A 14039-nucleotide genomic window follows, 5' to 3' on the forward strand; every position below is an offset into this window, starting at 1 on the left:
CACCTCCTTATCTTTCCACTCGACCGGAGGTAGCACCGGACGCGAGTTTCTCTATTTCTTCTATGCTGAGCACCGCAAAATCCCCGGGTATTGTGTGCTTGAGACAGGAAGCGGCTGCCGCAAATTCGGCCTTTTTCTGCGAGTCAAATCCCATCAAACTTCCGTAGATGAGAGCTCCTGCAAAGCTGTCTCCGGCTCCCACTCTGTCCACGATATGTATTTCATATCTGTTTGAGAAATGGGGCTGACCATTTTCAAAAACCATGACAGACCAGTAATTCACAGTTGCGGATATGCTTTCTCTGAGAGTGATACCAACCGTCTTGAAGTTGTATTTCCTGGTGACTTCTTCTGCTATCTTCGCGTACGATTCTCTGTTCAGTTTTCCTGTCTTAAGATCGAGACCTTCAACCGAGATACCAAGGACTTTTTCTATGTCTTCTTCGTTTGCAATCAGAACATCCACGTATTCCATGAATGGAATCATCACCTTCTGTGCCTCTTCTTTTGTCCAGAGTCTTGCTCTGTAGTTGAGATCACAGCTCACCGTCACACCTTTTTCTCTGGCGACTTTCAAGGCGTCTTCAAGGATGAAAGGAAGTTCTTTTCCAAGGGGAGGAGTAATTCCTGAGAAGTGGAACCATCTGGCACCATCCAAAATTTTCTCCCAGTCGAAGTCTTCCCTTTTTGCCTCAGAAATGGCAGAGTGTGCTCTGTCGTAGACAACTTTACTCGGTCTCTGAGAAGCCCCTATTTCGAGGAAGTAAATACCTATTCGATTTCCACCTCTTGCTATGTAGTCTGTCTTCACACCGAACTTTCTGAGATGTCCTGCTGCAGCGTCCCCCAGCGGGTTGTTTGGTAGTTTTGTCACAAAGTACGCATCGAGTCCCATCTGAGCAAGAAAAGCCGCTACGTTCGCTTCTGCTCCGCCGTAGGTGACGTCGAAGCTGTCTGTCTGGAAGATCCTCTTATGATCTGGTGGTGAGAGTCTCAACATGATCTCTCCAAAAGTTACCACCTTCATTCTGTGCACCCCCTGATCTTTTCTACGAACGCTTTTGCTTTTTCTCTCACCTCGTCTGGTGTTCCTTTCACAAGAGCACTTCCAACACCAACAGCGAGGACTCCGGCTTTGAACCACTCACACACGTTGTCCAGATTCACGCCTCCAGTGGGCACGAATTTCACATTGGGGAACGGTCCTTTCATCGCTTTTACAAACTGAGGTCCCACCACTTCTCCAGGGAAGAGTTTCAAAATCGTGTGACCGAGTTTCATGGCTTTTACAAGTTCGGTGGGTGTCATCACACCGGGCATGTAGAAGACACCTTTTTCTTTGCAGAATTGAGAGATTTCCTCGTCAAGGTGTGGACTGACGATGAACTCTGCTCCACTTTCTACAGCTTTTCTGCACTGTTCGACACTCGTCACTGTACCTGCACCTATTATGGCACCTTTTTCCTTGAGGAACGAGAGTTCTTTGATGACTGTGTCAGCGTCTGGAACAGTGAAGGTGATTTCGATGAGGTGAACTCCTCCTTCAAAAACAGCCAACGCCTTTTCTTTCGCTTCTTCCACGCTGTTTGCCCTCAGCACGGCTACAATCTTGTGTTTTTTGAAGAGCTCTTCCATCTTCATCCCTCCTGATATGTGATGTTTAATAATGTTTCGAAAAAACCAAAAATCATAGATCTACGGATTTCAATATCCAAGTTTTCTGGATATTTCTTCTGCCTTTTCTTTGAGTACATCGGAGTATTCTTCTATTTTTTCCTCTGTGAACTTTCGTGCAACCCCGGAAATACTCACTCCAGCCACCGGATATCCGTTGTGATCAAATATAGGAACTCCCACACACATGATACCTATTTCGTTTTCTTCGTTGTCTACGGCGTATCCTCGCTTTCTAATTTTTTCAAGCTCTCTCTTCAGTACTCTGGGATTCGTGATGGTGTTTGGGGTTTTTGGTTTTAGTTCCACAATTTTCAGGTATTCCTTCAATTCTTTTTCGGGAACGAAGGCGAGAATGGATTTACCAGAGGCTGTGGAGTAAAGGTCGACTTTCATACCAAGTCTTGAGACCATAGGAATGCTCTGCTCACCCTCCACCTTGTCTATGTAAACTCCCTCGAAGCCATCTTTCAAAATCAGGTGTACTGTTTCCCCCGTTCTTTTCATGATATCCACGAGATGGTCGTGAGCTATATCCCTAATGTTGAAGCGCCTCAGAACGAATGAACCGTACTCTATCAATTTGTACCCCGGTACGTATCTCTTGTCTTTTTTTCTGAGAACAAACCCTTTCTCTTCGAGAACGATCATGTATTTGTATGCGTTTGAAACGCTCATATTGAACTTTTCGGCTATTTCAGAAACACTTACATCGCCAGGATTCTTTACGATGAAATCCAGTATTTCAAAGGCTTTTTTGAGGGTATTCAAATTATCTGCCTCCCTGATTTTCTTCTTTGTCTACAATCAATTATAATAATACCATGAAGATTTTCTTTTTGAGAAAACCATTTTCAAATGGAGGTGGATGTATGTTTCTTGGAGAGGATTACCTTCTGACAAACAGAGCAGCTGTGCGATTGTTCAATGAGGTCAAGGATCTTCCCATTGTGGATCCACACAACCATCTGGATGCGAAAGACATCGTTGAGAACAAACCCTGGAGCGATATCTGGGAGGTAGAGGGTGCAACAGATCATTATGTGTGGGAACTCATGAGACGCTGTGGTATTTCAGAAGAGTACATAACCGGGTCGAGAAGTAACAAAGAGAAGTGGCTTGCACTCGCAAAGGTGTTTCCAAGATTTGTGGGGAATCCAACCTACGAGTGGATACACCTTGATCTCTGGAGAAGGTTCAACATAAAGAAGGTAATTTCAGAAGAGACGGCAGAAGAGATATGGGAAGAAACGAAAAAGAAGCTTCCTGAGATGACACCTCAGAAACTTCTCAGAGACATGAAGGTGGAGATCCTTTGCACGACAGATGATCCTGTTTCCACTCTGGAACATCACAGGAAGGCAAAAGAAGTGGTGGAAGGTGTTACCATCCTTCCCACCTGGAGGCCGGACAGAGCAATGAACGTGGACAAAGAGGGATGGAAAGAGTACGTGGAGAAGATGGGGGAGCGTTACGGTGAAGATACCTCCACGCTGGAGGGTTTCCTGAGTGCGCTCTGGAAATCCCACGAACATTTCAAAGAGCATGGTTGTGTGGCGAGTGACCATGCTCTCCTGGAGCCATCGGTGTATTATGTGGACGAAAACAGAGCAAGGGCAGTTCATGAAAAAGCCTTCAGTGGGGAGAAACTCACTCAGGATGAAATAAACGATTACAAGGCTTTCATGATGATTCAGTTTGGGAAAATGAACCAGGAAACGAACTGGGTGACACAGCTTCACATCGGTGCTTTGAGGGACTACAGAGACAGTCTTTTCAAAACACTCGGACCGGACTCAGGAGGAGATATTTCGACGAACTTTCTGAGAATTGCAGAAGGGCTGAGGTACTTTCTGAACGAGTTCGACGGAAAGCTCAAGATCGTTCTCTATGTACTCGATCCCACGCATCTTCCAACGATAGCCACCATTGCACGTGCTTTCCCGAATGTTTATGTCGGTGCTCCATGGTGGTTCAACGACAGTCCATTCGGTATGGAGATGCACCTGAAATACCTCGCTTCAGTCGATCTTCTGTACAACCTTGCGGGAATGGTCACAGATTCCAGAAAACTTCTCTCCTTCGGTTCCAGAACAGAGATGTTCAGGAGGGTTCTTTCGAATGTGGTGGGAGAGATGGTTGAAAAAGGGCAGATTCCTATTAAGGAAGCAAGAGAACTCGTGAAGCACGTTAGTTACGATGGCCCGAAGTCTCTCTTCTTTAGATGAGGGGGGAAATTATGAAAAAAATTTTCAATTACGTTTTGGCCTATCTCTTTCTTGCAGTGACGAGTGTTCTTGGATTTTACGTGATATTCATAGAAGGTAGAAGATTCTTCTTCACCTTGCTTGGACTCACAAGTGCTCGTTTACAAACCATAAACGCTGTAGACAAATTCGTTGTGATAGTTTTGGGCATCGCGTTCCTTGGATTTTTTATGTTCAACGAGGGTTACTTCAGAAAAAGGGCAGAAAATAGTATGAAGGATCTTCTAAGGGCGGTTCTCACAGTTTCAGGAATCCTCATGTTTGTTTGGGCAGGGTTTCAGGCTCCATTTTTCTTCTCGGTCGGTTATAAGTTGGGATTACCGGAAATCATCATCTACCTCCTGAAACTCATCGGTGGATCTCTTCTTATTTTCGTTTCCTCCAGATATTTGAAAAATGAGTATCTACACAGTGTATGAAGAATAACCCCCCGCTCGTGCGGGGGGTTAATCCATCACTTCACCAATCTCAGATTTCCGAACTTTGAAGGATCTTGCCAGCTGTTGTTTGTGGGATCGCTCCAGGAGATGATACCGACCCTCTGCCCTTTCTCGTTCGCATCGTTCACCTGGATGTTGAATCCTATCACTGTGTTCGGTGTTGGCTTGATCGTCTTCCACTTGATCGCTGCCTCAACTATGTATCCTCCTTCGATCAGCTTCACCGCTGTCTTGAACCTCGCTGGACTTCCTCCCGTTCCAAAGGTCTGCTCGTTCATGTAGTTCACCCTGAACTGCGCGTCGTCGTCTTCGTAGTATCCTGTCTTGTGGTTGTTCTCATCCACGAAGATCTCCACGGAATCCTGCTCCCACGGGTTGCTGTTGTCTTTGTTCAGAACGGGATCTTTCACGATCGCAAGTACGTACAGGTAGTTCTCGTCCCACAGCACCCTCACTTTCGCTGTCGCATTCTTGTCAAGCGATCCCATAGCCACCGCTTTCGTCTCTATCTCCTCTGTCGTGTTCCAGATCTCATCGATCTCTCCATCGATGACCGGTGTTCCGTATTTTGCTGTCGCTACCATTATTCCTTCGAGCTTCAGCGTTCCGTAGTTCATCGTGTTCGTCTTCTGGCTGTTCGTCGTGTCGCTCCAGCTGTACCACTTCCCGTCGTCTATCACCGCAACGTCAAATCCTATGTAGCTGTCTTTCTTGAACTCCACACCCGGTATCGTGATCGACATCTCGAAGCTGTATCTTCTAAAGCCAGGCCCAACGAATTTCTTCACCTGTACGTCTTCTCTGTTGACCTCCGTCTTCCAGTTCGTCCACAGCACAACGTAGGTATCATCAGGCTGCAGATAGGGTGTTCTTTCGTTGTTCGGGTTGATGAATATGGCCACTCCGTCTTCTGCTGGTTTCTTTGTCTTGTCCTGTACCTCTCCGTAGATGTAGATCGTGCTGTCTTTCCACACTGCCCTGATCGTTGCCTTCACGTTCCCTTCTTCGTCAAGGATCTCTATCGGCTTCGACATCAGGTACGAGTCGTCCATCATCCCCACTACCACTGCTTCGCCTTCGGAGATCCTGCTTTCTTTTGGAAGTGGTGGAAGGACCTCAGGTGCCACTATCGCCCAGTAAGCGAGTTTCGCCTGGTGATCTTTGTCGAAGATGAGCGGCCAGTCGTTTCTTCTTGTTGCTCTCCAGGAGTAATCGTCCTTGAGACCCCAGAATGTGACGTTCGTGATCACGTTGCTGTACTTCTTGAAGATCTCAAAGAGCTGCATCATTTTGTGAGCCTGTTCGATGAGTGCCGTCCTCGGTGCCTCTGGGTAGTTGGAACTGGAATCTCTGTAGACACTCATATCGAGTTCTGTGATGTGAATTTCTATACCGGGTATGGTGCTGAACTTTTTGATGGCCTCTTCGATCTGTTTGATGTCTGTTGCAAGACTGATGTGACACTGCATCCCTATCCCATCGATGAGTCCCTTCTCTTTGAGATCTTTCACGAGGTTGTAGATGATGTCTCTCTTTCTGGGCTCGAATGTGTTGTAGTCGTTGTAGAAGAGTTTTGCATCTGGATCTGCTTCTCTTGCGAACTTGAAGGCGAGTTCTATGTAGTCAGGCCCCATGATCTGGTACCAGGTGGATCTTCTCAGTCCATCCGGCTGGTTCGGATCAACTGCTTCGTTCACCACGTCCCATGCGTAGACTTTTCCTTTGAAGTGTCCGACAACGGTGTAGATGTACTCTTTGAGTCTTTCCGTCATCGCTTCTTTGGAGAGGAGGTTCCCGTTTTCATCTTTGAAGAACCAGTCGGGTGTCTGGCTGTGCCACACAAGAGTGTGACCTCTTATGACCATGCCGTTTTCTTCAACGAACTGAACGTATTTGTCTGCCGTTTCAAACCTGAACTTCAACTTACCGTTTTCGATGCCTGCGAGCAGGCTCTCTGGTTTCATCTCGTTTTCTGCGGTGATGCTGTTGAAGTGTTTCGTGATGAGTTCTATGTCCTTCGGGTTGAGGAAGACCTTGGACGGCAGTGCAACTCCGACTCTGAAGTAATCTTTCAGTACTTCTTTCAGAGCGGGTATCTCTTTTTCAGGTTCCATTTCAATCTTTATCTCTGCGGAAGTTGTATCCACTATCTTCACGTCATCCACGTAGAACTCAAGGGTTGGATTTTGAGATTCGAAGTAAAGCGTGAGATCTTCCACGGTAACTCCGGCCGGGATCGTGTACGTTCCAGAGAGCTGTACCCACTGACCAGATGGTACAGTAGCTGATTTTATCCACTCATACTGTGTGTTCGCGTCGGATGAGTACTTTCTCTGCATCGTCATGATGATCGTTTGATCTTGACCGGAGTTCTGATAGACCCAGGCTTCAAAGGCGTAAGTTTTTCCTGTTTTCAGAATTCCTTTCAGGTTGATCTGGGCACCCTGCCAGCCCTTCTGTCTGTTGGAGATAAAGAGTGAACTCTTACCTGAATGTGCTACTTCAGATGAGACTTCGATGTTCACGTCTCCTCTGGGTTGCCAGTCTCCAACACCGCTTTCAAAGGATGTTTCATAGATGGCCTTTGGGCCCGATTCTTTTGGAACGAGTACCTGAACCTTGTCAAGGTAGAAATTGAAATTCGTGTTTTTAGACGCTACGATGATGAGAGAGTATTTTGCGGGTGTGCCTTCGAACGTGGGTGAGAACGGTACTAAGATCTCTTTCCAGTGATCTGATACGACAACCTTGTCGAGTATGACGTCGTACCTCTCTCCCTTCTCATCTTCTGTTCTCGCGACTACGTTGAACAATTGTGGAGCACCGGAAGACTGATAGACCTGGAAGGAAAGAAGGTAATCTGCTCCGGATTTCACCTTTCCGGTCAGGTCGATTTCTACCCCATCCCATGGGGAGGCTCTGTTCTCGACCTTTAGAGAGTACGCGCCATCTGCTGCTACATCCTTCGAAGCTGTGAGAACAACGCCTTTTCCAAATGGGACCACACCTTCTGTTGTTTCTTCAAAACTCAAAGCAAGAACTGTTTCGAGAGAAGAATCTCCCTTAGAAGAGGTTTCTTTCCCGAAACTCAGAACACCCGATGCTGCCAGTACGACACCGAGAAAACCCGCTAAAATCCCCACCAGTACGGCGGTTGAAACATCCAGAAGACCCCGTCTCTTCCTGACTCGCATAGATCCACACACCTCCCTGCATAAAATTAACCAACCTTCTTTTGGGAAATTATATCATCCTAAAGTTATTTTTTGTAAAGAAAAAATTGACCTTCTTCGATAAAAAATTATACCATTATTGTGAAAGGAACTTTCAAATTAGAAAAACGAAAATATTCTGCAATAATTTCTGCTATTCGCAGTTAATGTGGTGTAATCACCGTTAATGGCACTTGATTTCTTTTGATGTGATAGTGTAGAATTCATTCCAAGAAGAAACGATGCAACTTGTTATTGTAACTTCTGATTTTGAAAACAATTTTCGAGGAGGTGTACTGTGTGCTCGCTTATATAGCAAAACGAGTTCTCTACGCCATTCCTTTGTTGTTCGTTATCTCTATTGTCTCTTTCATCATCATCGAACTTCCTCCAGGAGACTATCTCACCACATATGTTATGACGCTCAGGCAGAGTGGAGAGACCATCGATCAGGCGGCTCTGGAAGTTCTGAAGAAAAGGTATGGTCTGGACAAACCAGTGATAGTCCGATACTTTTACTGGATCGGCAACATCATTACGAAAGGTGACTTCGGATACTCTTTCATGTGGGAAAAACCTGTCAGTGATTTGTTGAATCAGAGGGTCTGGTGGACAATACTGATATCCGTTCTTTCAACGGCTTTCGCGTGGGTTTTCGGATTTTTAATAGGTGTTTATTCTGGAACGCATCAGTATTCTATCGGTGATTATGTTTTTACCGTGCTTGGTTATATAGGACTCGCTACACCTAACTTCCTCCTCGCTCTGATTCTTTTGTGGTTCATGTTTGTAACGACCGGTGTTAGTTTAGGTGGACTATTTTCTCCGGAATATGCCGGTGCTCCCTGGTCGTGGGCCAAATTTGTTGATCTCTTGAAGCACATCTGGATTCCAGTAGTTGTCCTGGGAACGGGAAGCATGGCCGGTCTCATAAGGGTTTTGAGAGCGAATCTCCTCGATGAAATAAACAAGCCTTATGTGGTTGCAGCGAGAGCAAGAGGAGTACCTGAGAGAGAACTCGTCTGGAAGTACCCGTTGAGAGTTGCCGTCATTCCTTTTGCTTCCACTGCTGGGTGGGCACTTCCTCAGATAGTCTCAGGTGCAGTTGTGACGGGTATCGTTTTGAACCTTCCCACGGTTGGTACGCTTCTTCTTGACGCACTCACTTCCCAGGATATGTACCTCGCAGGGAGTCTCGTTTTGATATTGAGTGTCTTCACGATCATAGGAACTCTCATATCCGACATCTTACTTGCCTGGCTCGATCCCAGAATAAGATTCGAATGAGGTGATAGGTGTGTGGAAGAGGAAGAAGATGGACAAAACAGAAGAACTGTATCTTGCTTCAGAATGGAAGTTGATGTGGTGGAGGTTCAAGAAAAACAAACTCGCAGTTATTGGAATGGTGATTCTCGGAATACTCTACGTTCTTGGTATTTTCTGCGAATTTTTCTCACCGTACGATCCAAACAGGATCTTTGCAAGGTACGTATACGCTCCTCCACAGAAGATTCACTTCTTCCACGAAGGAAAATTCATAGGTCCCTTTGTTTATGGATACAAGATGGAAAGAGATCCGGAGACGTTCAGAAGAATCTATAAGGAAGATAAGACGAAGATATATAAAATAAAGCTCTTTGTTCACGGTGACAAATACAAACTCTGGAACACGTGGGAATCCGACGTTCATTTCTTTGGAGTAGAAGAAGGTACTATCTTCCTTTTTGGAACTGACAGACTCGGAAGAGATGTCTTTTCCAGAATTCTTTACGGTGCCAGGATCTCCACCACAATAGGGTTGGTGGGAGTCTTTCTCAGCATGGTTCTTGGGATCATCATAGGGGGCATATCCGGATACTACGGAGGAAAAATCGATAACTTCATTCAGAGAACTATAGAGTTTCTGATTAGTATTCCAACCATTCCTCTCTGGATGGCACTGGCTGCGGCGCTTCCAAGGTACTGGTCACAGATAAAGGTGTACTTTGCCATCACCGTGATCCTTTCATTGATAGGCTGGACAGGGCTTGCGAGAGTCGTGAGAAGTAAATTTCTCTCGCTCAAAGATGAAGACTTTGTTGTAGCTGCAAGGCTTGCTGGAGCTTCGGAATGGAGAATCATTTTCAAACACATGCTTCCATCTCTGACGAGTCACCTTATAGCTTCTGCCACACTTTCGATACCCGGGATGATACTCGGTGAGACTGGGCTCAGCTTTCTGGGACTGGGACTCAGACCACCAGCAATCAGCTGGGGTGTTCTTCTACAGGAAGCACAGAACATAAGAACTGTCGCTCTCTATCCATGGCTTCTGATACCTGGTCTCTTTGTGATCATCACTGTCCTTTGCTTCAACTTCGTCGGTGATGGTCTGAGAGACGCCGCCGACCCATACAAGACATGAAGGGAGGAGAGTCATGGAAAAGGTTCTCGAAATAAGAGATTTAAAAGTTTATTTTGATCTCACTGAAGGAACAGTAAAAGCGGTTGATGGGGTTTCGTTCGATATTCGAAGGGGAGAAATACTGGGTCTCGTTGGTGAAAGTGGTTGTGGCAAGAGTGTCACGGCACAGTCCATACTGAGGATCCTTCCAAAAAGCGCTCGAATAGTTAATGGAGAGATTGTGTTTCACAGAAATGGGAAAACGTTAGATCTCACGAGACTCGATCCTGAAGGTGAAGAAATAAGGGATATAAGAGGGAAGGATATATCGATGATTTTTCAGGAACCGATGGCCTCTTTTTCTCCTGTGTACACAGTTGGTGCGCAGATGGTAGAAGCGATATTACTTCACGAGAACATTTCAAAGGAAGAAGCACGAAAGCGCGTTGTAGAGATGCTCAAAAAGGTGAAGATTCCGAACGCCGAGAAGGTAGTGGATATGTATCCTTTTGAACTCTCCGGTGGAATGCTTCAAAGATGTATGATCGCAATGGCTATGTCTCTGAATCCCACGTTGCTTTTAGCGGATGAACCCACGACTGCTCTGGACGTGACTATACAGGCACAAATTCTTTATCTAATGAAGGAACTTCAAAAGGAGTACCATTCTTCGATCCTTCTGATCACGCACGATATGGGAGTCGTGGCCCAGATGGCAGACAGAGTAGCTGTGATGTACCTCGGAAACATTGTGGAGACAGCGGAGGTCTTCGAACTCTTCAAGAATCCGCTCCATCCTTACACACAGGCTCTGCTGAGATCCATTCCGAAGATTGGAATAAGGAAAACGAGACTCGAGACCATAAAGGGCATGGTACCGGATCCGTACAATCTTCCAACAGGTTGCAGGTTCCACAACAGATGTGAGAAATTCATGAAAGGATTGTGTGATGTGAAAGAACCTCCCGAGGTAGAGGTAAAACCCGGCCACAAAGTAAAGTGCTTCCTTTATGGAGGGGAAAAAGAATGAAACTACTCGAAGTGAAGGGACTGAAAAAGTACTTCCCGCTGACAAAGGGTTTTTTCAAGAAGGTGGTAGGTTACGTCAGAGCAGTGGATGATATCAGTTTCGATATAAAACAGGGTGAAACTCTCGCACTGGTGGGAGAGAGTGGGTGTGGAAAAACAACGACAGCCAAGAGTATCCTCAGAGCGATAGATCCCACAGATGGAGATGTTATTCTTCATCTGGATGGAAAAGACGTGAACATAGCAAAGCTCTCCAGAGATGAACTGAAACCCTACAGAAGGTATATGCAGATGATCTTTCAGAATCCTTATACCTCTCTCAACCCAAGAATGAAGGTCAAAGAGATCGTTGGTGAACCACTTCTGGTGAACGGTATAGCGAAGGGAAAAGAACTGGAAGATCGAGTGGCAGAACTTCTGAAAGCAGTCGGATTGAGACCAGAGTACATGATAAGGTATCCGCATGCCTTCTCAGGTGGACAGAGGCAGAGAATCGTTATAGCAAGGGCAATCGCCCTGAGACCGAAACTGGTGGTGTGTGATGAACCGACATCTGCACTGGATGTTTCCATAAGGGCACAGATACTCAACCTTTTAATGGATCTTCAGGAAGAATTTGCCCTCACCTATCTCTTTATCACACACGACCTGAGCGTTGTGGAACACATATCCGATAGAGTTGCGGTGATGTACTTAGGAAAGATTGTGGAACTTTCCAGCACCGAGGAGATATTCGAAAATCCAAAGCATCCATACACGGAGACGCTTTTGAGGTCCGTTCCAAAGCCTGATCCGGATCTGAGGGAAGAACTCGTTCCAATAGAAGGAGAGGTTCCAAACCCGGCAAACCCACCATCAGGATGTTACTTCCACCCAAGATGTCCTTATGCAAAAAGTATCTGTAAGGAAGAGTATCCTGAGTTCAGAAATCTTGGAACGGAAGACAATCCACATTACGTGGCCTGTCATTTCGCCGAAAGTTTGAAATTGAGAGGTGTGAAAATCACTTTGTGAGGGGGTGTTAGTTGTGAGAAGGTTGCTTGTTTTGCTGTCGCTTGTGTTCATGGTTGTTTTAGCTCTTGCTGCCAACGACACATGGGTCTTCTACGCAACACCGGAAGAGTACTACAAGGCTACAGGAAAGAAGATTACCGAGTACCATGAATCACCGATGCTGACCAAACTCGTCGAAGAAGGAAAGCTTCCACCCGTCGAACAGAGACTTCCGGAGGAACCGCTCGTGGTTCAGCCTGTTGAAAAAGTTGGACAGTTCGGTGGTACCTGGAGAAGGGTCTGGAAAGGGCCTTCTGACAGGTGGGGTATTTCCAAACTCATCGAAGTGAAACTCGCGTTCTGGGACAAAGAGGGTGGAAAACTCGTTCCGGGGCTTGCGAAGAGCTGGGAAGTTCTGGAGAACGGAAGGGTATACATCTTCCATCTGAGAAAGGGTGTGAAGTGGTCCGATGGAGTACCGTACACGGCCCACGATATCGTGTTCTGGGTTAACGACATCGTAGGAAACGACGATATCACACCTTCGAAACCTGACTGGTACAACATTGGTGTGAAAGTCGAGGCACTCGATGATTACACGGTGAAGTTCGAATTCAGCAAGCCTTATGGATTGTTCCTTCTGAAAGTTCCATACGGTGGATTTACCGGAGCACCAGCACACTATCTGAAACAGTTCCATCCAAAGTACACACCGATGGAAGAAATAGAGAAGAAGATGGTGGAAGGTGTGCACAACACCTGGGTGGACCTCTTCAACGATAAAAACGACTTCCTTGAAAACACCGAGCTTCCAACACTATCACCGTGGAAGCCTATCACCGATCCAACAGAACAGTTCTACATACTCGAGAGAAACCCGTACTTCTGGGCGGTTGATATCGAAGGGAATCAGCTTCCATACATCGATTACGTGAGGCACGAATACGTCAAGAACGACGAAGTCATACTCCTGAAAGCGATCTCCGGTGAAATCGATATGCAGTGGAGACATATCGGAGGACTGGGAGCGGGAGCAGGAAACTTCACACTGCTCATGGAGAACGCCCAGAGTGGAGGATACAGGGTGCTGAAATGGATCGCTGCGAACGGTTCTGCCAGCAGAATCTCATTGAACTACGCTCACTCCGACGAGGTGCTGAGGAAGGTCTTCAACGATGTGAGGTTCAGGCAGGCTCTCTCACTCGCTATCAACAGGGAAGAAATCAACGAGATTCTCTTCAACGGTCTCGCTGAGCCAAGGCAGGCATCTCTCGTGAGTGGATCCCCATACTTCGATCCCGAGTGGGAAAAAGCTTACGCAGAGTACGATCCAGACAGAGCGAACAAGCTTCTCGATGAGATGGGGCTGAAGTGGGATGACAAGCACGAATACAGACTCTTACCAGATGGCAGACCACTCCGATTCACCATCACTGTGACTGGACAGTTTCATGTTGACGTCTGGACGATGGTGAAGGAATACTGGAGACAGATAGGGGTCTGGGTGGAGATCGAGAACGTTGAAAGGTCTCTCTTCTACGAAAGAGCCGATGCCGGTGACTTCGATGCGATGGTGTGGAACATGGATAGGGCTGCTCAACCACTCTCTTCACCGATGGTCATCTTCCCGGGTTCCGAGGACATAGCAGACTTCTGGTACATAGGATGGAGTGACTGGATCTCGTACTACATCGACAAGAACATAAGAGGCGTGGAACCCGAAGAAGTACCCGAAGGGCCTGAACCACCAGAGGTCGTCTACAGACTTGTCGATCTGTACTACCAGATAGCCTCCACGCCGGATCCTGATAAAATCAAAGAGCTCATGGCAGAAGCAACGAAGATCCATAGAGAAAATCTCTGGATGATAGGAACCGTCGGAGAAGACCTTTCGCCTGCCATAGCGAAGAACAACTTCAGAAACGTACCAGAATTTCTCGTAACGGACGATGTGTTGAGAACTCCTCTGAATGCCATGCCGATGCAGTTCTTCATCGAACAGAAATGAATCGAAGCCCCCGGCAATCGCCGGGGGTTTTCA

11 protein-coding genes are annotated in these 14039 nt (G+C 46.5%); 7 read left to right on the top strand and 4 right to left on the bottom strand.

The genetic code is table 11. The features are described from left to right. Positions 1–7: 7 nt before the first annotated feature. The 3 genes from TRQ2_RS04540 to TRQ2_RS04550 all read right to left on the bottom strand — a co-directional run bounded on the left by TRQ2_RS04540 (position 8) and on the right by TRQ2_RS04550 (position 2445). Positions 8–1027, bottom strand: coding sequence for a sugar kinase (locus tag TRQ2_RS04540; RefSeq protein ID WP_012310798.1), 1020 nt, complete (start codon positions 1025–1027; stop codon positions 8–10). Then, positions 1024–1635 carry a bifunctional 4-hydroxy-2-oxoglutarate aldolase/2-dehydro-3-deoxy-phosphogluconate aldolase gene (locus TRQ2_RS04545; RefSeq protein ID WP_004082560.1) on the bottom strand — a complete coding sequence of 204 codons (612 nt, stop codon included), beginning with the start codon at positions 1633–1635 and terminating at the stop codon, positions 1024–1026. The genes TRQ2_RS04540 and TRQ2_RS04545 overlap by 4 nt, the downstream gene beginning before the upstream one ends. Before the next feature lie 69 nt (positions 1636–1704). Further along, the gene (locus TRQ2_RS04550; RefSeq protein ID WP_011943443.1) at positions 1705–2445 is read right to left on the bottom strand and encodes an IclR family transcriptional regulator; all 741 of its coding nucleotides are present in this window, start codon (positions 2443–2445) and stop codon (positions 1705–1707) included. 101 nt (positions 2446–2546) lie between these two features. Between TRQ2_RS04550 and uxaC the strand changes: the two genes are divergently transcribed. Next, positions 2547–3902, top strand: coding sequence for a glucuronate isomerase (gene uxaC, locus TRQ2_RS04555; RefSeq protein ID WP_012310799.1), 1356 nt, complete (start codon positions 2547–2549; stop codon positions 3900–3902). Positions 3903–3913: 11 nt separating this feature from the next. Then, positions 3914–4360: a hypothetical protein gene (locus TRQ2_RS04560; protein ID WP_012310800.1), complete on the top strand. Its 447-nt coding sequence runs from the start codon at positions 3914–3916 to the stop codon at positions 4358–4360. Between the two features lie 35 nt (positions 4361–4395). On the opposite strand, the gene xynA is transcribed toward TRQ2_RS04560, so the two are convergent. Further along, positions 4396–7575 (bottom strand): endo-1,4-beta-xylanase XynA, encoded by a 3180-nt coding sequence (xynA, locus tag TRQ2_RS04565; protein WP_012310801.1) that lies wholly within the window; start codon positions 7573–7575, stop codon positions 4396–4398. Positions 7576–7893: 318 nt separating this feature from the next. Between xynA and TRQ2_RS04570 the strand changes: the two genes are divergently transcribed. The 5 genes from TRQ2_RS04570 to TRQ2_RS04590 are packed head-to-tail and all read left to right on the top strand — an operon-like array spanning position 7894 to position 14006. After that, positions 7894–8880 carry an ABC transporter permease gene (locus TRQ2_RS04570; protein WP_004082548.1) on the top strand — a complete coding sequence of 329 codons (987 nt, stop codon included), beginning with the start codon at positions 7894–7896 and terminating at the stop codon, positions 8878–8880. A gap of 28 nt (positions 8881–8908) precedes the next feature. Then, positions 8909–9997: an ABC transporter permease gene (locus TRQ2_RS04575; RefSeq protein ID WP_012896099.1), complete on the top strand. Its 1089-nt coding sequence runs from the start codon at positions 8909–8911 to the stop codon at positions 9995–9997. A 13-nt stretch (positions 9998–10010) separates the two neighbouring features. Beyond that, positions 10011–11006 (top strand): ABC transporter ATP-binding protein, encoded by a 996-nt coding sequence (locus tag TRQ2_RS04580; protein WP_012310803.1) that lies wholly within the window; start codon positions 10011–10013, stop codon positions 11004–11006. Further along, positions 11003–12019, top strand: coding sequence for an ABC transporter ATP-binding protein (locus TRQ2_RS04585; protein ID WP_012310804.1), 1017 nt, complete (start codon positions 11003–11005; stop codon positions 12017–12019). The genes TRQ2_RS04580 and TRQ2_RS04585 overlap by 4 nt, the downstream gene beginning before the upstream one ends. A gap of 13 nt (positions 12020–12032) precedes the next feature. Further along, positions 12033–14006 (top strand): ABC transporter substrate-binding protein, encoded by a 1974-nt coding sequence (locus TRQ2_RS04590; protein ID WP_012310805.1) that lies wholly within the window; start codon positions 12033–12035, stop codon positions 14004–14006. Positions 14007–14039 lie beyond the last annotated feature (33 nt).

The sequence above is a fragment of the Thermotoga sp. RQ2 genome (genome assembly GCF_000019625.1).
In the GTDB taxonomy this organism is placed as follows: domain Bacteria; phylum Thermotogota; class Thermotogae; order Thermotogales; family Thermotogaceae; genus Thermotoga; species Thermotoga maritima.

Excerpts from the sequence above, each read along its gene's own strand:
- xynA (WP_012310801.1), bottom strand. The coding sequence starts at position 7,575 with ATGCGAGTCAGGAAGAGACGGGGTCTTCTGGATGTTTCAACCGCCGTA.
- TRQ2_RS04545 (WP_004082560.1), bottom strand. The coding sequence starts at position 1,635 with ATGGAAGAGCTCTTCAAAAAACACAAGATTGTAGCCGTGCTGAGGGCA.
- TRQ2_RS04575 (WP_012896099.1), top strand. The coding sequence starts at position 8,909 with ATGGACAAAACAGAAGAACTGTATCTTGCTTCAGAATGGAAGTTGATG.
- TRQ2_RS04585 (WP_012310804.1), top strand. The coding sequence starts at position 11,003 with ATGAAACTACTCGAAGTGAAGGGACTGAAAAAGTACTTCCCGCTGACA.
- TRQ2_RS04560 (WP_012310800.1), top strand. The coding sequence starts at position 3,914 with ATGAAAAAAATTTTCAATTACGTTTTGGCCTATCTCTTTCTTGCAGTG.
- uxaC (WP_012310799.1), top strand. The coding sequence starts at position 2,547 with ATGTTTCTTGGAGAGGATTACCTTCTGACAAACAGAGCAGCTGTGCGA.
- TRQ2_RS04540 (WP_012310798.1), bottom strand. The coding sequence starts at position 1,027 with ATGAAGGTGGTAACTTTTGGAGAGATCATGTTGAGACTCTCACCACCA.
- TRQ2_RS04580 (WP_012310803.1), top strand. The coding sequence starts at position 10,011 with ATGGAAAAGGTTCTCGAAATAAGAGATTTAAAAGTTTATTTTGATCTC.